General features: G+C 40.0%; 20 protein-coding genes. 16 read left to right on the top strand and 4 right to left on the bottom strand.

Features of this window, described 5'->3' with window-relative positions:
• The first annotated feature begins 44 nt into the window (after nucleotides 1-44).
• From RH40_RS21015 to RH40_RS02555, 4 genes are read left to right on the top strand one after another with little or no spacing between them, the layout of a single operon-like run.
• Nucleotides 45-3,764 carry a methyl-accepting chemotaxis protein gene (locus tag RH40_RS21015; RefSeq protein WP_009599749.1) on the top strand — a complete coding sequence of 1,240 codons (3,720 nt, stop codon included), beginning with the start codon at nucleotides 45-47 and terminating at the stop codon, nucleotides 3,762-3,764.
• A 12-nt stretch (nucleotides 3,765-3,776) separates the two neighbouring features.
• Complete coding sequence (locus RH40_RS02565; RefSeq protein WP_009599748.1) at nucleotides 3,777-4,616, top strand: CheR family methyltransferase; 840 nt, start codon at nucleotides 3,777-3,779, stop codon at nucleotides 4,614-4,616.
• Nucleotides 4,613-5,086, top strand: coding sequence for a chemotaxis protein CheD (locus tag RH40_RS20020; RefSeq protein WP_009599747.1), 474 nt, complete (start codon nucleotides 4,613-4,615; stop codon nucleotides 5,084-5,086). The genes RH40_RS02565 and RH40_RS20020 overlap by 4 nt, the downstream gene beginning before the upstream one ends.
• Nucleotides 5,087-5,096: 10 nt before the next feature.
• Nucleotides 5,097-6,674 carry a chemotaxis protein CheW gene (locus tag RH40_RS02555; protein WP_009599746.1) on the top strand — a complete coding sequence of 526 codons (1,578 nt, stop codon included), beginning with the start codon at nucleotides 5,097-5,099 and terminating at the stop codon, nucleotides 6,672-6,674.
• 46 nt (nucleotides 6,675-6,720) lie between these two features.
• Here the strand turns inward: RH40_RS02555 and RH40_RS02550 are convergent, their stop codons facing one another.
• The 3 genes from RH40_RS02550 to RH40_RS02540 all read right to left on the bottom strand — a co-directional run bounded on the left by RH40_RS02550 (nucleotide 6,721) and on the right by RH40_RS02540 (nucleotide 9,173).
• Nucleotides 6,721-7,824: a phosphoribosylaminoimidazolesuccinocarboxamide synthase gene (locus RH40_RS02550; RefSeq protein ID WP_009599745.1), complete on the bottom strand. Its 1,104-nt coding sequence runs from the start codon at nucleotides 7,822-7,824 to the stop codon at nucleotides 6,721-6,723.
• Nucleotides 7,825-7,921: 97 nt separating this feature from the next.
• Nucleotides 7,922-8,317 carry a SulA-like leucine-rich domain-containing protein gene (locus RH40_RS02545; RefSeq protein ID WP_009599744.1) on the bottom strand — a complete coding sequence of 132 codons (396 nt, stop codon included), beginning with the start codon at nucleotides 8,315-8,317 and terminating at the stop codon, nucleotides 7,922-7,924.
• Nucleotides 8,318-8,465: 148 nt separating this feature from the next.
• Nucleotides 8,466-9,173, bottom strand: coding sequence for a glycerophosphodiester phosphodiesterase (locus RH40_RS02540; protein ID WP_009599743.1), 708 nt, complete (start codon nucleotides 9,171-9,173; stop codon nucleotides 8,466-8,468).
• Nucleotides 9,174-9,262: 89 nt separating this feature from the next.
• Here RH40_RS02540 and RH40_RS02535 point away from each other — a divergent pair, with 89 nt between their 5' ends.
• The 12 genes from RH40_RS02535 to RH40_RS02480 all read left to right on the top strand — a co-directional run bounded on the left by RH40_RS02535 (nucleotide 9,263) and on the right by RH40_RS02480 (nucleotide 19,842).
• A complete protein-coding gene (locus tag RH40_RS02535) occupies nucleotides 9,263-10,135 on the top strand; it encodes a DMT family transporter (RefSeq protein ID WP_009599742.1) in 873 nt (290 codons plus the stop codon).
• A 106-nt stretch (nucleotides 10,136-10,241) separates the two neighbouring features.
• On the top strand, nucleotides 10,242-11,003 hold the full coding sequence (locus tag RH40_RS02530; RefSeq protein ID WP_009599741.1) for an MBL fold metallo-hydrolase: 762 nt from the start codon (nucleotides 10,242-10,244) through the stop codon (nucleotides 11,001-11,003).
• A 111-nt stretch (nucleotides 11,004-11,114) separates the two neighbouring features.
• Nucleotides 11,115-11,777 carry a response regulator transcription factor gene (locus tag RH40_RS02525; RefSeq protein ID WP_009599740.1) on the top strand — a complete coding sequence of 221 codons (663 nt, stop codon included), beginning with the start codon at nucleotides 11,115-11,117 and terminating at the stop codon, nucleotides 11,775-11,777.
• A gap of 19 nt (nucleotides 11,778-11,796) precedes the next feature.
• Entirely contained in the window at nucleotides 11,797-13,176 is a 1,380-nt protein-coding gene (locus RH40_RS02520; protein WP_009599739.1) for an ATP-binding protein, read from the top strand.
• A gap of 136 nt (nucleotides 13,177-13,312) precedes the next feature.
• Nucleotides 13,313-14,074, top strand: coding sequence for a DUF3450 domain-containing protein (locus tag RH40_RS02515; protein ID WP_009599738.1), 762 nt, complete (start codon nucleotides 13,313-13,315; stop codon nucleotides 14,072-14,074).
• Nucleotides 14,074-15,426 (top strand): MotA/TolQ/ExbB proton channel family protein, encoded by a 1,353-nt coding sequence (locus tag RH40_RS02510; protein WP_009599737.1) that lies wholly within the window; start codon nucleotides 14,074-14,076, stop codon nucleotides 15,424-15,426. The genes RH40_RS02515 and RH40_RS02510 overlap by 1 nt, the downstream gene beginning before the upstream one ends.
• Entirely contained in the window at nucleotides 15,426-15,983 is a 558-nt protein-coding gene (locus RH40_RS02505) for a MotA/TolQ/ExbB proton channel family protein (RefSeq protein WP_009599736.1), read from the top strand. Before RH40_RS02510 ends, RH40_RS02505 begins: the two co-directional genes overlap by 1 nt.
• On the top strand, nucleotides 15,980-16,381 hold the full coding sequence (locus RH40_RS02500) for an ExbD/TolR family protein (RefSeq protein WP_009599735.1): 402 nt from the start codon (nucleotides 15,980-15,982) through the stop codon (nucleotides 16,379-16,381). Before RH40_RS02505 ends, RH40_RS02500 begins: the two co-directional genes overlap by 4 nt.
• Nucleotides 16,381-17,001: an energy transducer TonB gene (locus tag RH40_RS02495; protein WP_009599734.1), complete on the top strand. Its 621-nt coding sequence runs from the start codon at nucleotides 16,381-16,383 to the stop codon at nucleotides 16,999-17,001. Before RH40_RS02500 ends, RH40_RS02495 begins: the two co-directional genes overlap by 1 nt.
• Complete coding sequence (locus RH40_RS02490; protein WP_009599733.1) at nucleotides 17,001-18,158, top strand: tetratricopeptide repeat protein; 1,158 nt, start codon at nucleotides 17,001-17,003, stop codon at nucleotides 18,156-18,158. Before RH40_RS02495 ends, RH40_RS02490 begins: the two co-directional genes overlap by 1 nt.
• Nucleotides 18,159-18,273: 115 nt before the next feature.
• Nucleotides 18,274-19,035, top strand: a complete 762-nt coding sequence (locus RH40_RS02485) for a substrate-binding periplasmic protein (RefSeq protein ID WP_009599732.1) — start codon at nucleotides 18,274-18,276, stop codon at nucleotides 19,033-19,035.
• A gap of 147 nt (nucleotides 19,036-19,182) precedes the next feature.
• Nucleotides 19,183-19,842: a DUF2726 domain-containing protein gene (locus tag RH40_RS02480; protein ID WP_009599731.1), complete on the top strand. Its 660-nt coding sequence runs from the start codon at nucleotides 19,183-19,185 to the stop codon at nucleotides 19,840-19,842.
• A gap of 3 nt (nucleotides 19,843-19,845) precedes the next feature.
• Here RH40_RS02480 and RH40_RS02475 read toward each other — a convergent pair whose 3' ends face one another.
• Nucleotides 19,846-20,889, bottom strand: coding sequence for a GGDEF domain-containing protein (locus tag RH40_RS02475; RefSeq protein ID WP_009599727.1), 1,044 nt, complete (start codon nucleotides 20,887-20,889; stop codon nucleotides 19,846-19,848).
• Nucleotides 20,890-21,048 lie beyond the last annotated feature (159 nt).

The following is a 21,048-nucleotide window of genomic DNA, read 5'->3' as shown; positions in this document are numbered from 1 at the left end:
TGCCAATTATTACGATGCAGGCCGTGACAGAAAGGTAATAATCAATGGATAGCGTAAAAACACCTAAAGATGTAAATAACATAGACGAACTCAAAAGCTTGATGACGGCACTCGATAGCGTACAAGCGATTATCGAATTTGACCTCGATGGAAACATTATTACGGCCAATCAGAATTTTCTTGATACCACCGGATATAAGCTAAAAGAGATCCAAGGCAAACACCATAGAATCTTTTGCGATAAAGATTATGTAAAATCCAAAGAATACAAAGACTTTTGGAAAAACTTATCTTCTGGTGGAACTGACCGAGGTGTTTACAGAAGACTAAAAAAAACTGGCGAGGATGTTTGGATCAACGCTTCCTACAATCCAGTGATCAATGCAGATGGTGTTGCTTACAAAGTGGTTAAATTCGCGACTGACATAACCGAATCCAAGTTGAGAAACGCAGAGTATGAGGGGAAGATCGATGCGATAAATCGCGTGCAAGCGGTCATTGAGTTTACTCTTGATGGCACGATTCTCAACGCAAACGAGAACTTCCTTAGCACTGTTGGGTATACCTTGGATGAAATCAAAGGTAAGCACCATAGGATATTTTGCGATCCGGACTATGCGTCTACAAAAGAGTATGCAGACTTTTGGAAGCAACTCGGCTCTGGTAAACCGGATGCTGGCGAGTATCAGCGTTTCGACAAAAATGGAAACGAGGTATGGATAAATGCTTCGTATAACCCGGTCTTAGATGCAAGTGGCAAACCTTACAAGGTGATTAAATACGCAACGAATATTACTGAATCGAAAAAGAACAACGCCGAGGTTGAAGGGAAAATTGCGGCGATAAATCGAGTTCAGGCCGTCATTGAGTTCAATCTTGATGGTACCATTCTCAGTGCCAATGAAAATTTCCTTGCGACTGTTGGCTACTCACTGGATGAGATTAAAGGCAAGCATCATCGAATCTTTTGCGACCCGGAGTATGCCGCGACTAAAGAATATGCTGACTTTTGGAAAAAGCTTGGATCGGGTGAGCCTGACTCTGGCGAATATCAGCGCTTTGATAAAAATGGTAAAGAGGTTTGGATTAATGCTTCTTACAACCCAGTCTTTGATCCAAATGGTAAACCTTATAAAGTGATCAAATACGCGACAAATATTACCGATTCGAAGCTCAAAAATGCTGAGTTTGAAGGTAAAATCGCGGCAATAAATCGAGTTCAGGCCGTCATCGAGTTCAACCTTGATGGTACCATACTCAGCGCTAATGAAAACTTTCTTGCCACTGTCGGCTATTCGCTCGACGAAATCAAAGGCAAACATCATCGAATCTTCTGTGATGCTGAATATGCAGCGACCAAAGATTATGCAGACTTTTGGAAAAAACTTGGCTCAGGTGAGCCAGACTCGGGTGAATATCAGCGCTTTGATAAGAAAGGCAACGAGGTATGGATAAATGCTTCTTACAATCCAGTTTTTGATCCGAGCGGGAAACCTTATAAGGTGGTTAAATACGCAACTAATATTACCGAATCTAAGCTTAGAAATGCTGAGTTTGAAGGAAAGATCGACGCCATTAACCGTATTCAAGCGGTGATAGAGTTCGAACTAGATGGAACCATTATTAAGGCCAATGATAATTTCTTGGCGACGGTAGGATATACACTTGATGAGATAAAAGGTAAACACCACCGAATCTTCTGTGACCCCGAATACACGTCTACACAAGAATATACTGATTTTTGGAAAAAACTTGGTTCTGGTGAGCCTGACTCAGGTGAATATCAGCGTTTTGACAAAGATGGCAATGAAGTATGGATCAATGCGTCATACAACCCTGTACTTGATCCAAGTGGCAAGCCTTATAAAGTAGTTAAATATGCCACCAATATTACAGAATCCAAGCTGAGGAATTCAGAGTTTGAGGGTAAGATTGCTGCAATTAACCGCGTGCAGGCTGTGATTGAGTTCAACCTTGATGGCACCATTATCAAGGCAAATGACAATTTCTTGAATACTGTCGGCTACAGTATGGAAGAGATTAAAGGACAACATCATCGAATCTTTTGCGATGCAGAATATGCCGCTAGCAAAGAGTATATCGATTTTTGGAAAAAACTTGGCTCAGGACTATCAGACGCAGGAGAATACCAGCGCTTTGATAAAAATGGTAACGAAGTCTGGATCAATGCTTCTTACAACCCGGTTTTTGCACCAAATGGTAAACCTTATAAAGTGGTCAAATACGCAACCAATATTACCGAGTCCAAGCTCCGCAATTCAGAATTCGAGGGTAAAATTGCTGCAATAAGCCGTGTCCAAGCCGTAATAGAATTCAATCTTGATGGAACCATTATCAAAGCGAATGATAATTTCTTAGCCACTGTAGGGTATTCATTAGAAGAAATTCAGGGGCAACATCATAGGATCTTCTGTGACCCTGAGTATGCAGCGACCAAGGAATATGCAGACTTTTGGAAAAAGCTAGGGTTGGGAGAGCCAGATTCGGGCGAGTACAAACGCTTCGGGAAAACTGGAGAAGAAATTTGGATCAATGCTTCGTACAACCCAGTGTTTGATCCTAATGGTCGTCCTTATAAGGTCGTCAAGTACGCAACCAATATTACTGAGTCAAAATTACGCAATTCAGAATTTGAAGGTAAGATAGATTCTATAAATCGAGTCCAGGCTGTCATCGAGTTTAACCTGGATGGTACCATCATCACTGCAAATGAGAACTTCCTCCAAACCGTTGGTTATTCTCTGGCAGAGATCCAGGGTCAACACCATCGAATATTCTGTGAAACTGAGTACGCTAATTCTCCCCAATATCGCGCATTTTGGGAACAATTAGGCCGTGGTGAGTCTGATCAGGGTCGTTACAAAAGGATTGCAAAAGGCGGCAAGGAAGTTTGGATACAGGCAACCTACAACCCAATTTTAAATGCAAGCGGAAGAGTTTATAAAGTCGTCAAATTTGCCACAGATATCAGCGCTCAAGTTCAGCTTGAAGAACAAGTGACTAAAATCGCAATCAATTTTGCTGGTCAGGCTAAGGACATATCCGAGCAATCGGGCACGGTTTCGCGCGGTGCGCAGACGCTCGGTGCAACAACTGAGGAAATGAATGCATCAATTGAGGAACTGAGTGTATCGATTGATTCAATCGCACAAAACACCAAGGATGCGGACAGAATCGCCAAAGACACCCAAGTGGAAGCTGACCACGGGTCTAAGGCGATTGCAAGGTCAATAGAATCCATGGAACTCATCAATAAATCGTCTGAAGAGATTAGTGAGATTGTTAAAGTTATCAGTGAGATAGCAAGCCAAACTAACTTACTTGCGTTCAATGCGGCTATTGAAGCAGCTAGGGCTGGTGAGCATGGTTTGGGCTTTTCGGTCGTTGCCGATGAAGTGCGCAAGCTTGCAGAGCGCTCTTCTCAAGCTACCAAAGAGATTTCAGCATTGATCAATGAGTCAGTGAAACGCGTAGTTCAAGGTGGTGAGATTTCAAAAGATGCATCGAAAGCCTTTGAGAAAATCGTTGCTGGTGTGTCAAAAACCACACAATCCATTTCTGAAATTTCAATTGCGGCACAGGAGCAACAATCGGTTGCGAAGGATGTAAGTAATGCGATACAACAGGTTGTCGACTCAACAGAGAAATCTGCTATCGCTTCTGAAACTATTGCTAACTCAACAGCAGAGCTCTATCAGGGTGCTGAAAATCTAGAAATTGAGATGAAGAAATTCACTTCATAAATGGAGTAGGGAATGAGCGATATTATCAATAGTAAATTCGGCTCGAGTTGTTTTCAGCTTTACCTTGACTACATTCATGAAAAAACGGGGATAACCATAGGCAAAAGTCGTAAAACTATGGTTGCCAGTAGAGTAAGAAAGCGCGCGCGTGAGTTAGAAATAAGTGACTATAATATTTACCTCGATATGGTGAAAAGTGACATCAAAGAACAGACACTGTTTATCGATGCTATCACAACTCATGAGACTTATTTCTATCGCACGCCGGATGTTTGGCAATACTTATCTGAATCTTTCGTCCCTAACTATTGCCGCGAGCATAAGCAAAGAGATTTAAAAGTATGGTCTGCGGCGGCTTCTACTGGTGAGGAAGCTTACACCATCGCTATTATTTTGTCTGAGTGTAAGAGGGTTTTCCCTAGCCTGAATTTTGACATCTTAGCTACTGATATTTCAGATAAAGTATTAAAGAAAGCGCAAGGCGGTATCTACTCAGGGCATTCTATAGAGAAGTTCCGATTAACCAAACCAAATCTATTTAAGTGTTACTTAAAGTCAAATGGTAAGAGCCAGTACAGGGTCATCCCAGAGTTGAAAACTAAATTGGCTTTCAAAACACACAATCTTTTTAGTTACCCACAATTTGAATATAAGTTTGATGTAATTTTTCTCCGCAATGTATTGATTTACTTTAATAAAGAAGATCAAGAAAAAGTACTTTTCAATATTCACAAATGTTTATCGCCACAAGGCATACTGATTATTGGAGAGTCTGAGTCACTTTTACACACGTCTTCAAGTTTCGAATATTTGCTGCCTCACATCTATAAACCAATCGGAAAAAGCAAATGAGCAAGATATATGTGCCCATAGGTGAGTATCGAGTGGGTAATTCAAAAGATGTGTTACACGCACTGCTTGGTTCCTGTGTTGGGGTCGCAATTCTTTGCGCTAAAAAAGATGTCTATGGATTAGCTCACTGTTTGTTACCCAGTGCAGAATGTGGTCAGTCTTCTGGGGATTCACGTTACGTCGACCGTGCGATTTATGCGCTATTGGATGAAATGAAACTATTAGCGCATGAGTACAAGTATGCGAATGCCGTTATTGCTGGAGGTGGCAATATGACAATGCCAGAATCAACCGAAAGCAATAAATTGATTGGGGATGCTAATGTTAGGGAGGCAGAAGCTTGCCTAAATAAATTGGGAATACACATTTCCCATAAAGACACATTAGGCATGGAAGGACGGAAAATGATCGTTTATGGGCTGGATAATTCTTGTGAGATCCAGATGATATCGAGAAATTCAGCGTCATGAGGGATAAATTATGGATATCAACGAAACCAACAATCTCACTAGACATCACAATACGATTCAAGACGTCTATGGCTCGTTCTTTCTATGCGGTAATGAGTTTGCTGTTGCTGCTATAGAAATCAGAGAAGTCGTCAATGAATTAGGTGAATATAATAGTATTCCTTTGTCACCAAACTACATGGTTGGAATGTTCAATTTAAGGGGAACTATCGTTCCTGTGGTCGACTTGAGAAAAATATTTTACGAGAACATGGAAATACCGCTGGAGGACAAAGAAGACAACAGTAATAGAGTTATTGCCATTATTGAATATGGTCACTTCAGTGTTGGTATAATTTTCGATCGAACCGGTGAGATTTTTTACGAAAGGTCGAATGAGCGGATTGAATTTTGCCCTCATACTGAAAGGCATCACGACACCATTATTGCGGGTGTTTTCAAGCTGGACAACGGTAGCAGAATGATCCAAATTATTGACCCTATCGAAGTGATAAATCTTGAAAAACTGCCTCATATTGATTTTGAACACACCTCTCAGACGGAGCAGACAACTCGGGTATTATGTAAATGTATTTCCTTTAAACTAGGGCAAAGTCTTTGTGCCTTTAAAGTGAATGCGATTAGAGAAGTTATTGAGGTTAGAGAAATTGAGAATCAAGTATTGGCGGGGAATAATTGCCTTGGTGCTGTCAATATCCGCGGTGATATTATTCCTATCGTAGATTTTAATGAATTTTTAGGTGGGGAAAAGACGGTAAGTGATAGCGATGGGGAGCTAGGCCATATCGTGATCGTTATTAAACTTGAAGAGAGCTTTTTGGGCCTATTGGTGTCTTCTCTTGATAATATCATCTCCTATTATGAAGAGGACATCATTCAATTCCCGCTGTTAGCAACGAAAAAGTCCAAAATGTTCGTTGGATGTATTCCGAGTCACTCAGGTCCAGAGGCCACCTTGTTAGACCATGAAAAGCTATTCTCTGATGATGAAATCAAAGAAATTATTCACGATCATGGTTTGTTGTTTAAAGACCATTCGAATGAGGTTAAGGAAGTCGCCAGTCGAGATTTTCTTAAAAAGACCTATATTACTTTTACCATCGCAGAGCGTTATGCACTCGATATCAAATTGGTCAATGAAATTATTGATTACCCTAGTTCAGTCATTAGCCCTCCCGGCCTGCCTGAGAATATTAAAGGCATTATTAATTTAAGAGATGAGTTGATTGTCGTGATAGATTCTCGTTTGATGTATGAAATGAAAGAAAAGCAATCAGAAGTGGAATCAAAAATCTTAATTTTTATTTGTGAAGGTAAAAAGTACGGTTTAGAGGTAGACTCAATAGATTCGATTGTATCCTTTACATCAGATCAAGCGCTTCACATGCCAGCCTTCTCGCATAAAGCGAAAAGTGAAGGCACTAAGGTCGCCGTACAGAATATTATTCAAGTTGAAGGGCTTGATAAGAGGAAGGACTGCTTGTTGGAGTTAGATTTGCCTTATCTGGTAGAGAAACTCAATTTGAGTGATGAAGTTCATCAGCTCATTAACGAGCATGATATAACTGAGAAGAGCCAAAAAGATTAAGCGGTTAATTCTATTAAAAGAAACCGCTTCATGCGATAAACGAGAACTAAATAATCAGTCCATATTCCTTATCGAGGACATCGATGATCTCTTCCCTCGGGTTATCAGATACTGTTATTGATGTGCCCGTAATTTTACTGGCGATGCTTAGGTAAGTGTCAGAGACGTTTAGGAGTGCTTCTTTAGGTAGTAGCGTCGATGATGCTAGCGCTAATCTTTCTTCCATTCTATCTTTATTCAATAAAACGTCTGAGTCTGAGAAGTGGTTGATCAGGAACTGGCGAAAGCCTTCTTTTGAGTTTTCTAAAATATGGCCTTTTTCATAAGCTTCTTCATCCCAGATACGTGATGAATCAGGAGTACCGACTTCATCCATATAGATAAGCTTTTCTTGGCCTAGAGAATCTTGTGCGTAACCAAATTCAAATTTGGTATCGACAAATATTTGTCCAATGTCTGCAAGAGCGTTACTTATCAAAACGAATCCTTCTCGCAGAAGTTGTTCGTATGTCTTGATATCATCGAGTGATGAAAAATTGAACTCTTGGTAATTGTCCTCGATGTTTTTTCTGGTGATATTGACGTCATCCGCCTCTGGAACGTCAGCAATCCCTTTTATAATACCTTTTGTTGAAGGTGTCATCAGTAGCTCGGGTAGAGCCTTGTCTTTCTCTAAACCATTTGGTAACTGAAAGCCGCAAAAGCTTCGTTCACCTTTTTCGTAGGAGCGCCACATAGAGCCAGTAATGTACTGACGACAAATCGCTTCAATCATCACTGGGCGAGCTTTTTGTACAATCCATACCAGTGGATGCGGAATATCGACGATGTGACTATCGGCAAGTCCGTTTTCTTTAAATAATTTGAACCAGTGGTTCGAAATCGCATTGAGTGCAGCGCCCTTACCTGGAACACCTTTTAATCCTTCTTCAGCTTGCCAGATACAATCAAAAGCCGAAAGGCGATCGCTTATGATCATAATCGCAAGCGGCGCATTGGGCGCTACGTTGTAACTTTTTTCATGTATGAGTCGTTTGCTGTCTTCTTTGGTCAGCCAGTAAACGGAGCGAACTTTACCGCTATGTACTTTCTGGTCAGTACGTATAGGGAAATCATCATTAACAGCTAAGACTTTATTGGCGAGGCTCATCGGAACATTCCTACTTAAAACAATAACGTTAGTATTTAACTGTTGTGCATAATACCAGAACTAATCGGTGGTGCCAGCAAAAAAGCAAACGTTTGCATTAGTGTATGGTATTTTTCCTTGCTGATATAAAGAAAACCTCACATCCGATTTTTCGCCCAAGCCTTTTCAGAGATCCTCGTTCGTATTTTGTCAGGTTTTCTGATGCCACTACCGTACTGGCATTTCCAGATAAAATGGCCTGGCTGGCAACTTCAAATTCGTTTTTTGTTTGTGATGCTTTTATTTGAATAATCTTATCGCAGTGAATTTGAAAGTACTCAAGTTGTTCAGTACATGGTCTTTGGCATTCAGCGGTAAACAGGATCCACTGCTTCTGGCGGGATTTATCGGCTAAGTGTCTAAGTACGTGGTTATCGAAAACGAATCCAGTCAGCGATGGCACCAATATATTCGAGCTAGGGGTTGTAGTTTGGCCAAAAAAGTTGCGTTCCATTGATGCTGTCTCCATATACAGTGTATGTATATACAGTAGTTATTTTTTGTGCAGCTGGCAAGTGATTTCAACTTTTTTATCATTTGTCTAAATGAAAAAATTAAAGTGGCCAATTTAAACTTATGTTTTATAATGGTTAATTTATATCTTAGATAACAAATCGATCCGGAAAATCGGTAAAAATAGCGTCGATTGAACCTAGTCTTTCTATTTGTTCAGGCTTGTTTACTGTGTATGCCCATGCTTGAACACCTTTGTCGTGTAAGTAGTCAATGTCATTGTTGGTTACTGAAAGGTGGTGTAAATGACAGCTGTATGCACTGACATTACGAATAAGAGCCTTTGTTTTATCGTCTAATCTTTCGCAAAGGGCGCCTAATTTTGCATTTGGTAATTTTTGTCTGAGATTAAGCAGAGCTTGATGATCGAAACTTGAGAAAACAAGGTTGTTAATGGGAAAAGAACTTAAAGAGAGTGATTTTTCGAGTTGATTGCAAAGTTGTTCGCTCGCTTTTTGGAATACTTTCAGTTCAAGATTAATGGATAAAGAAAGACGCTGAGCGATTTGGAGTAGCTCTTCAATGGTTAATATTTTTTCGCTACTAAAGCGGCAATGGTCAAACCAACTGCCAAAATTGTACTGCTTTAATTGTTTCAGTGTTAGTTCGCTGATTGTTCCATGGCCATTACTACAGCGATCGATACTAGCATCATGAGCAATAACCAAATGGTTATCTTTGGTGATCTGGATATCAACTTCGATCCATTTTAATCCTAACCGAGCAGCTGCCTCTATACTAGCTTGTGTATTTTCAGGGTAATAGCCAGAAACACCTCTATGACCAACAATTAACATAATTTCCTCATAAATAATCATTCGCATTCGATATAAAAATCTGACACTATCAGTAAATAATAGATAATTTTGTAATTAAAGGGGGGTGAATGACTGCTGAAAACAAAAGTGCGCTTATTCTCCTATTTACAACGGTTCTTGCTGGTTTGGGCTGGATATTTTCAAAACAAGCGATCCAAGGTATTCCTCCTTTTGGCTTTATTGGATTAAGATTTTGTGTGGCCTCTTTCTGCCTTTTACCGTTCTGTTTTAAAAATCTAATTTTTATCGAAAAAGTGAATTTAATAAAAGCTATTGGGTGCGGGCTGGTGTTGGCTTTCGCCTTGCTAACATGGGTTTATGCAATTTCGGTGAGTGAATCTCTTGGAGCCGGCGCATTTATTGTCAGTCTATCCATGCTTATTGTTCCCATTTTCGGTTGGCTGATGTTTCGTGAGAAGCCCAAAAGGATATTTTGGTTCTCATTGCCAATTGCACTAGCTGGTCTGGCCCTACTTTCATTATCTGGTGGTTGGCATAGCTCACCCGGACAACTTTGGTTCTTAATAAATGCTTGCTTACTTGCTTTACACTTCAATGTGAACAGTAGGTTATCTAAAAGTGTGCCTGTTCTCGTCCTTACCACAATCCAATTGGGAGTTACCGGTTTCGTCGCTATTTGTGTCTCTTTATTGTTCGAGACCCAGCCAGCGCATGTCTCGGGTGAAATATGGGTCTGGTTTTTTCTTAGTGCTCTTCTTGCAACTAGTCTGCGCTATGTAATGCAAACTTTTGGTCAAAAAGGCTGTCATCCCAACAACGCAGCTTTAATCATGCTTCTAGAGCCAATCTGGGCTGTAGTTTTGAGTATGCTGGTTTACGGTGAGGAGTTATCGAATAATAAGATATTAGGGTGCCTGTTAATACTAGTATCCTTGCTTTTGTATCGTACTGAGGGTCGAATGTTTCGTTTACGTTCATAAGCTGGTCAAATATTTCTACTAACATCACAACCTAGAGTAATTGCTCTTACTTTGGGTGAGACTGTTGCTAAATTAAGTAAATGCTATTTTATACAGTCTTTATCCAATGAAAATACATGAGCTTGATGGCTATATTCAGACAATATATCTTGTTGAGGTAGATGAGGGTTTATTATTGTTGGACGGTGCGTCGAGAGCAGATGTTGAACTCATTCAAAAGTATATCACTGAGCAATTATCCCGTCCTATTCAAGATCTGAAAGTTGTGGTGGTGTCCCATATGCATCCCGATCATGCCGGAGCAGCGAACCCTTTGCGTAAACTCTCAGGTTGCCTTATCGTCGGTGCAGAGCGAAGGCATCATTGGTATCGTGGTTTTTCTGGCGCAGTCATGCATATTACCGATATTTTTCTTGCACGCTGGGTAGCAAAACGCCAACGTAAAAAAAGACGAAATTTATGGTACTCAAGAAAGCTAAAATTTGATGTAGAATTATTAGATAAGCAAATGCTCCCAATATTTGACGACTGGCAAGTTATTGAAACACCTGGGCATACAGACAGAGATTTGTGTGTATACCACCGAGGTATCGGTGTTGTCTATGTTGGAGATTTATTGGTAAAAATAAAGAAAGGCTTGATTCCTCCATTTCCGATATTTCATCCCAATCAATATCGGGCATCACTTGACAAGATAAACCAGCTAAAGCCTAAAACATTGTTACTCGCACATGGGGGAGAGGTTAAGTTTCAAGAGTTAGGTTTATCTGCTTTACGCGAAAAATTACCAACAAAGCCCAGAACACATTGGCGTTTACTTAAGTTTAAAATCAGACAAGTATCTATTAAATTATTCGATTTTTCATAATCTTATAGTGTTATTATTGTAATCTTTGCTATTAAAATCTGTTCGTGATTATTGTGTTGTTGTCCTACTAAGAATATGATGTGCGCTGTTGTAATTATTCAGAACCTTCCCATGTCACGAATTCTTATTGTTGATGATGATCTTGAGTTGTGTAGCCTGTTAACTGATGTATTAAACAACGAAGGCTACGAAGTTAATTGTGTTCACTGTGGAGAAAGTGCTATCAGTTATATAGAGAAGCACCCACTTGATATGGTTCTTCTCGATGTCATGCTACCCAAACTGAATGGTATGCAGGTTGCGAGAAAAATTTGTCAGCGATTTGCCACCCCGATTCTAATGTTAACTGCGTTAGATGATGAGGAGTCCATGCTTGATGGTTATCAAGCTGGTGCCGACCACTACATTGCCAAACCTTTCAAAGTTCCTCAATTATTAACTCGAATTAAAGCAATCTTTCGTAGGGTAAGTCTAGAAAAGCAGCGTAAACCGCATTTTGTTGATAGCGATTCTGTGCAACAAAAGCTGTTGAGGCTACCTTTAACTGGAACCGAAAATGATATATTGAGTTATCTGATTGCTCGAGAGAATAAAGTTGTTTCAAAATCTGAATTGCAAATCGAAGTTCTAAAAAAAGAACTTAGCCCGTTTGATCGCAATTTAGATATGCATATTAGTAATTTGAGACGCAAATTTTCAGAAGCTGGTGTCGCGAAACAACACATTAAAACTGTACGAGGTAAGGGATACAGTTATATAGAAAACATAAATTAACCCCCACTGTCTGGCAAAAATGAAAAATCAGTTCCTACTTAAAAGTGACTCTCTGGTATTCCAATTATTTGGCTATATGTCGACAGTCTTGATACTTATTCTTGTTTTACAAGCGATCGCGGAGCATGCCTTGATCAGAGTTATGCTGGGGGTACCACAAGAGATAAAAAACGAATTATATCAACTAGTTGATGAGGCGAATAGTTTTATTGATAAGAATGATATAAGCGGCCTTGAGGAATGGGAAGAATCACAACCTTATTATATTTTTGTTCTTAACAATTTAAACAAGCCACTGACAAGTCGTCAAATGCACCCACACTTTGAGTTCAAGCTTAAGTTTCTTAGAGAGATTGATGAAATATTAGACAATAAGGTGAACAAACCTCTGATAGGAATGGGTTTGAGAAACGGTAATAAGTTGATTGTCCAATTACCAAGCCAGAAACATCCGGCTCATAGGTATTTGTTATTTTTTAGTATTAGTAAGGTAATTATTGCTGTATTAACATTGCTAATAGTGTCTTATATTTTGGCTAAAAATCTGCAAAACCCACTCAATCGACTAAGAGAAGCGAGCAGGCGGCTCGCTTGTGGTGATTTCTCTGTTAATGTTGTTTCTGAACTTAAGTCCAAGACGAGAGAGTTCAATGATCTTGCTTCTGACTTCGATCATATGGCTGATCAAATCAGCCAACTTTCTGGTCGGCAGCGGCAACTGATTCGTGATGTTTCACATGAGTTAAGAACGCCTCTAGCGAGGCAAAATATCGCTATCCATTTATTGCGTGCTCAAGTAGACGAAAAGGGTGAACAAATTGTTGACCGTCTCGAGGCACAAGTCGATGAAATGAATAAGATGGTAGGGGAGATACTAGAGTTCAGTCGCTTGGAGAATGCACGTTATGAGGCAAATTTTAAATGGGTTGATCTCGGAGGTGTGATTTCAATGCAAATTGAGCAAGCTAGGCGACAGCTTGTCGGAGCTCAAGTTATCGACTTTAACCTAGAAAGATCTCCTTGCTTTGTAGTTACTGATGAGCGGCTATTTGTCAGATGCATTGATAACCTTCTTTCAAATGCAATGAAATATGCGGGGACTAACGCAAGTATTTCTGTTCGAACTCTCGATATAACTCGTCAAGGAAAAGCATTTACCAGGGTACAGGTATCAGATAATGGACCAGGAGTTCCGCAAGAAAAGATTGAGGAAATCTTTACACCTTTTACTCGTCTTGATAGTTCGAGAGCAAAAGCACGAAGTGGTTATGGCTTGGGATTATCTATTGCCAAGGAATCTGTTTTATTGCTGGGCGGTACGATAATTGCGGAAAATCTTATTACTGGTGGGCTGAGTATAGAAATTGACCTTCCTCAAAGTGAAATCTCCGTTTTATAGCGATTTTTGCCACTGATATTTGTATAAATCGTAAGTGTAATTGCTTTTTTTCTCAATCTCAGTACTATGAGATATCTAATGATAATGAGACTACTTCTCAATTCGCTATTTTGGCTCTTTGTAACGAAAAGACTTTATGAACATTAAAACAGTTAGCCTACCATTGCTTTTGGCATTGGCTGCGTCAGGCTCTAATGCCAATACTCTCGAACACGCTCAAGACATTCAGAAAAAAACCAACGATTCTTCTATTTCCAGTCAAAAAAGAGTGGATATGAGTGCTGATCGCACTCTAGAGTTGCAAACAGAAATTGAACAGATTCGTCTTGAAATTAAAAATTTAACCGTATATCGAAACCATCTTTCATCGCTTGTTAAAAGCCAAAACAATGAGATGGATAGCTTAGAGCAACAAATTGAAGAAGTAAAAACCACACGTCAAAGAGTTGTTCCTTTAATGTATGACATGATTGACGGTCTGCGACAGATAGTCGCTTCAGGGCCGCCAATTAAATTAAATATTCGCCAGAAGCGAATCGCAAAACTTGACTCGATGATGTCAAGGGCAGATATCAGTGACGCCGAGAAATATCGCCGAATTTTGGATGCTTATCAAATAGAACTTGACTATGGAACACTACTAGAGGTTTATCGAGGGGAAATAAAAGTTGGTCTAGAGAATATTCAGGCCGATATTTTTCACCTTGGTCGTATTTCTATCGTAGCGAGAAGCATAAATAAAATGAAATACTGGTCTTGGGATGGCAATTCTGGCTCTTGGGTTGAAATGAATGGCTCTTTAAATTCAGAGATTGATAAAGCGTTTAATCTGGTGGAACAAAAATCCACATCAATGGTGACATTGCCTGTATCGTTGAATGCTGGAGGGGTTAAATAATGAGGTTTTCAACTACTGCAGCCATGCTCGTTTTAAGTGTCTTGTCATCTCATGCCATCGCAAGTGACTTGGTCTTGCGTGCTTCTGAAGAGTCAAGTAAACAAAAACAGCACAATATCGCCCGAGAAGCTGACTTTAAAAAGACGGAAGCATTACTCTATTCTCAAAAAGCTGAATTAATGGCTCAGAAAAAAGAGCTAGAAAATAAAACTAAACGTTTGTCAGAGACATTTAGCGAAAATGAAGACAGTTTAGCTCGTTTAGAGGAAAAACTCCGTCTTGAATCAGGCAGCTTGGGAGAACTGTTTGGTATTGTTCGTTTGAGCGCTAAGGAGCTTGAAAGTGAGTTAGTTCGGTCTGTTACTGGCGCAGACTCACAATCTTACAATGACGTCATTAAGTCGGTCGTCTCTGCTTCTAAACTCCCATCAATAAAGCAACTGAAAGACTTATGGGCTGCTTTTGAAGAACAAATTATCGCCAGCAACGAAATTCAACCTATTGAAATATCGTTTATAAACGGTCAAGGCCAAACTGAGAAGGTAAATGCAATAAGGTTGGGCTCTTTTGGTCTCATTGGGGATGCTGGTTATATAAAGTGGGATGGAGAAAAACGTGTCGGGTTTGATTACTCGAAACAGCCAGATTCTTTTCCTACCTTAACCTCAATCACTCCCATTCTTTCGGGGCAGGTAACCCCAGTAGCACTCGACCCTTCACGTGGAGTGATTTTAGAACAGTTTACCCATCAACCAACTCTATTGGAGCGTTTTCAAACTGCTGGAATTGTTGGAAAGGTAATCGCAGGGCTTTTGGTGATCGGTTTGTTGATTGGGGTGGTACGGGGAACGGTCTTACTTAGAGTTCGTCACCAAATACAAAAACAGCTTAAAACTCCTGACTCCCCCGGAAATAACCCATTAGGTAGGGTACTTTCTGTTTACAACAAAGATAAGGATCGCACTGTCGAAGCTTTGGAGCTTCGTCTATTAGAGGCTGTGGTTGATGAACAGTCTGAGTTAGAAAAAGGTTTATCAATGCTGAAACTTTTTGCTGCTCTCGCTCCAATGCTGGGTCTGTTGGGTACGGTAACGGGTATGATAGAGACATTCCAAGTGATCACCCAATTTGGGAATGGCGATCCTAAGATAATGGCGGACGGAATTTCTATGGCTCTTGTTACGACAGTATTGGGCTTGATAACGGCTATGCCGCTATTATTGGCACACAATATTCTGAGCTCTCAAGCTGAAACGATCAGAACTACCTTGGAGAAACAGGGTATTGCCTTGGTTGCAGAACAGGCCGAATCTGCATGTTCGACAAGCAAAACTTTAGGACATGCCGCGTAATGGAGTCATTCCTTGCCTTACTAACCGATGGCTTCTTGTCTTCATTAAAAGGAACCTCTCTAGGAAACTTTATGCAACAAGGGGGGCTGGTACTTTGGTGGCTTGCTGGGGTTGTGTTTCTTACATGGACTTTGGCTATCGAGCGCATGTTATTTTTGTGGTTCGAGTTCCCTAAATTGCGACAAAAATGGGTGGATGCATGGATGCAAAGGGACGATCATGATTCATGGTTTGCTGTCTCTATAAGAGACGGCTGGCTTGCATCGGCAAAGTGTTCACTGAATAAAAACCTGCGATTTATTAAAGTGTTGGTTGCGATATGCCCGATGCTTGGTCTCTTAGGCACAGTGACAGGTATGATTTCAGTATTTGATGTAATGGCAAATCAAGGAAGCAGTAGCCCTGAATTAATGGCCTCAGGTATTTCTTTAGCAACTATACCAACAATGGCAGGTATGGTTGCCGCCCTTACAGGAATGTTTTGTCATTCACGGCTATCAAAGATTTGTATGACAAAACAGATAAAGTTGGAAAAATCATTAAGGAGTCGTCGATGAGACTCGGTAGACGTCAGCAACAAGAAGAAGCGCAAATCGATCTTACATCTATGCTCGATATTGTATTTATTATGCTGATATTTTTCATTGTGACTAGCTCATTTGTGCGTGAATCCGGTGTTGAGGTCAATCGACCTGCTGCCGCGAGCGCCGTTAGTCAAAAAGACGCGGGGATTTTTGTTGCGGTGACATCAAACAGCGATGTGTATATCGATAAGAGAATGGTTGATTTAGAGAGAGTGCAAGCCTCACTAGAAAATCTTCTTTTAGACAAGCCAGATGCCTCTTTGGTAATTCAAGCAGATGAGCTTGCTTACAGTGGAGTGGTAGTAAAAGTAATGGACGCAGCGAAGCAAGCTGGTATAAATAACATTGCTTTGGCAGCGGAGAAAAAGTAGTGAATCGCTTTTTTATTGCTACTCCTATCGCTTTATTCTTGTCTATCTCTGTATTCAGTTTTATGGCTCTTATGGTTAGTGTAGATTCGGATCGCAACTTAAAAAAAACAGAATCTCTTGCGTTTAACATGGTTATGGTTGAAGAGGATAGTGCTCTTCAACGCCGCCAGCGTGCGGCGCCAGAAAAGCCGAAAGCCCCACAAGCCCCACAACAACTTTCTGCTCTGACTTCACAAACTCCATCACCCTCAAATATTTCTCCTGTTAGTCCTATGACACTAGGATTGGATACCTCTATATCAGGCATAGAAATTAGCTCGCCAAAATTCGGTGATTTTGGTGTGACACAAAATGTTATGCCGCTTAGTCGTGTAGAGCCTAATTATCCGGCAAGAGCCCTAAAGAGAAACATAGAGGGTTCTATAACATTGAGTTTTACCATCGACTCAAAAGGTAGAGCTGTTGATGTAAAAGTCACTTCCGCTCAGCCAAAACGAATATTTGATAGGGAAGCGATAAGAGCGATCAAAAAGTGGAGGTATCAGCCAAAAATTGTTGATGGTGTCGCGGTATCTCAATTTGGAATTTCTCAAACAATTGAATTTAAGTTGGACAAGTAATGGAACGCTTAATTCTTATTCTATTGCTCATGCTTTCTTCTCTCGCACATGGTAAAGAGTTAAGTCAGTACATTGCTATTAAAGCTCAAAAAGCTTATCAACTTTCTCAAGAGGAGAAGACTGATGAAGCTATTCGTTTGCTTAAAGCTATCGAGACCTCTCGCTTGTACGATCAGGCTTATATATCAAGAATGCTGGGTATTTTCTATTGGCAAGAAGAACAAGTTTCTGATGCAATCTTGCACCTAAAAGCAGCTGTAGATAGTAAGCAATTATTACCGGACATAGCATGGTCAACTGAAAAAATGTTGGCAGATTTATACTTAAGTTCAGGGCAGTTTACCCAGGCGTTACCTCGATATTATTCATTGGTAAAGACTTCAGAGCCCAAGCCTGATTCAGAAGGTTTATGGCTACGAATCGCTCAAGCTCATTATCAATTAGGCCAATGGAAGTCTGTTATCTCATCGGTTAATAAGTATTTTAAGACTTCCCCAAAGGAAAGAGTTCAGCCTTTATCTCTAAAATTGGGCGCTCAACTTGAACTCAAAAAATGGGATAGAGCGATATTAACATTGAAGTCTTTGTTAGAAATAAAACCAGAAAAAGCAAGCTGGTGGCGCCAACTCGCTTCACTTCAGGTACAAGTAGGTAAAGTGCGTGATGCTGTCGATACACTCTCTCTAGCTAAAGTAAATCATGTTGAATTGTCACAGCGAGATCTTAGAATGTTAGCTCAGCTATATGCTCAAGTTGGCCTCCCAGAAAAAGCGGCGTTGGAAATTAGCCAACTAAATGATGCTTCAACTGATGTTAAACTGCTCTTTGAACAAGCCGTTTACTGGCAAAGGGCAAAAGAGTGGGATAAAGCCATCGCGGTATGGCAATCTGCTTCGAAATATAAGTCTAAGTATCGCTGGAACCTTATCGGCTTGTTACTTCAACAGCAACACTACAGAGAAGTCTTGGACCTAACCAAAGATATCAAAAAGAATCCAGAAAGAGTGGCTATGACAAGGGCTGAAGCATTCTACAAATTGGGCGAAATCAATAAAGCACTGCATGAGGCTAAAAGGGCTGACAGAATAAAGTCCTCAAAAATTAGCCAGCGCTGGATAAAGTTTTTGTCAAAGGTAAGTCGTGATACCACTGTATGATGGGAATATAAATAAGATTGTAAAAATTTTGACTGAGACGATTTATGACTAGACGATAGATAAAACGCCCTCTAAAGTTTTAGATGGACAAGAGCTGATTACTTTAGAGGTCGTTATGCGTGTATCAATATTTGTGTTCCTAATGGCGATATTTTTAATTCCTATCGTTAACAGCTCACAAATCAATACCCTAAGTTATGTGACAGAGCAGTATCCACCTTATAACTACAAACAAAACAATATCACCAAAGGCATCGCTATCGATATTCTTGTTGAAGCAAGCTCCCAAATCCAGAGTCCTATCGATATCAATAATATAAAGGTACAGCCATGGGCAACGGCGTATCGTTCTGCTTTGATTACCCCTGACACTGTACTTTTTTCTACTACACGTACGCAGTTAAGAGAGCACATTTTTCAATGGGCTGGGCCCATAAGCCAGACAAAAATCGTTGTTTTGGGTCGAAAAGACAGAAACTTTACTATAAACGGCCCTCTAGCCCTGGCTCAATATCGAATCGGTGTGATCCGAGACGATGTTGGTGAGCAACTTCTCGTTGAACTGGGTGTACCAAGAGATTCGATGATAGAAAACACAGTGCCACAAAAATTGGTTCATCAATTTATATCTGGTGAAGTGGATCTTTGGGCTTATGAAGAGAATGTTGCCAAGTGGTGGTTAAAGGAAAGTGGACAAAGCCCTGAAGACTACGAAGCCGTGTTTACCTTGAGTGAAGGGGATTTATACTTTGCGTTTAACCTTGGCACAGACAGGGCGTTGGTGAGGAAACTTCAAGAGGGCATTAATCAGTTAAAGTTAAAGATCGACGACAATGGTAAAAGTCGTTACCAAGTGATTCTCGATAAATATAGATAATAATGGTTGTCCTTTCTGATTGAAAATTGAGCAAAACTTTTTTGTCCATATTTTTATCTCTCAAATTTATTAAACAAAGCTTGTTCTCGTAATAGAAAGAAGAATAATTAAGAGGTCTAAACAAGCTTTTTGCTTTACTGGGGTCAAATGGAAAGTATTTTTATCATTCTCGCTATTTTGGTTCTTTTCTTCTTTTTTGTACAAAAGCGTTTTATCAAGCAAGAAGAACTAAAAGACAGTGTCTACAAGAAAAAGGGACCGATTTTAAATGCTCAAGAAGTCGCTCTTTATAATGCTCTATTAGCCGCTGTTGGAAAACATGGTGTTGTGTTAAGTAAAGTGAGCCTCACTAATGTCATTGCACCAATGGCAACGGACAAAAAAGAGTGGTTTATTGCCAGTAACCGAATCTCAAAAAGTTACTTTGATTTTGTTATTTGCGATCCTCGGACATTAGAGTCGAGGGTTGTCATTGAACTTGATGATGGTAAAGAGTTGAATAAGGGAAAAGTCGATCGGCAAAAACTACTAATGCATTGCTGTAATTCGGCTGGCATCCCTTTGATAGGGATTACTGTGAAATATAGCTATCAGGTGGGGCGACTTCGACGTTTGCTTGCAGCTCATATCGATTTAATTGAGCCTGACAAGGAAGTTAGATTTTGTAAAAAATGCGGGAGCCCAATGGTCGTAAAAGTTGCATCTCAAGGTGATTTTAAAGGCCGTCGTTTTTTCACCTGTAGTCGTCAGCCCCAATGTACCTATACCGAAAATTACAATATTGTCTTTGAGGAAGAGGACAATTGATTATTAAATGAAATGGAGTTGGGCTTGTTCGTCATCGCAGTAAACCATAACCTGATTTCTTCCATTTTTCTTTGCTTTATAGAGTTCTTTATCTGCAGCCTTTAACACAGATTCTAAGTTTGAAAAATGGTTGCAGTAATAAACTCCAATACTTGCGGTTAGTGCTATCGGGTTTTCTTCATTGTTGAAAATGTAGCTCTCTATTGCCTGACGTAGTTGCTCGGCTTTGTCTCTTGCTTCATTACTGCCTGTATCGTGAAGTGCGATACAGAATTCTTCTCCACCTATTCTATAAACTAAATGCTCACCACTTAGCCCATCAATAAGCGTTGCTGTTTCCACGAGAACTCGGTCTCCCACATCGTGCCCAAATTTATCATTGACTGCTTTAAAATAATCCAAATCTAGAATGAGTAATGAAAGTGGAATTTTTGAGCCTGAGCGCCTGTAATGATCGTAGTTATGAACGAGTGCATGTCGGTTATACACGCCAGTCAGAGCATCACGAGATGCAAGTTGCCCTAAAGAGGTTTCAGACAGTCTGCGTTTAACCTCAAGCACATGAGAAGTAGCCCATATCGCAACAAAGACGAGCGAGAAATTGATAACCAGTTGCGCATTGTTGGCAAGGTCGTCATTTGTTACTTCATAAGAGAGAATACCGACCTGAACAACAAATGCGGTACCTATTGCTAGTGCACCGCAGCGGCGACCTAATATCAAGTAAAATACAACCGGGAATAAACAAGTCCATAAAAATATACCAAACTCCATTGGATAGACTTTTGTTGCCAAGCTTGTCACTATGATCAAACTGTAAACATAGGCTGTTTTGAGTATATTAGAAATATTTTCATTGTAGGCAAGATAGGATACCGCCAAAGAAAAGAAACCTAAGCATCCTTCGATAATGTTGTAATACTCTATTTGGAAGAAACTTAGCTTTATAGTTGTTATTGTCAGTAAGAAAACCGCTATTAGCGTACTAAGCCAAAAAACTATGGCTCTGCGAAGCTGCCCTGAAGGATTAAAAATGTCTAGCTCCATTTGCTTCGCCTTTGTTTAAAAAATGAGAATATGCTAACGCTTGAATACTTTTCCATCATATTCTATTCACATTTGGAATCAAGGCTCAAACCTATCGAACCTCACAGTATTTGAACTGTAGGTTACATTTTGTACCAAAAATTTGTATTTTTCACGATA

The organism is Vibrio caribbeanicus ATCC BAA-2122 (assembly GCF_000165125.1).
GTDB lineage: Bacteria > Pseudomonadota > Gammaproteobacteria > Enterobacterales > Vibrionaceae > Vibrio > Vibrio caribbeanicus.
This window is presented reverse-complemented; position numbering and strand designations above follow the sequence as displayed.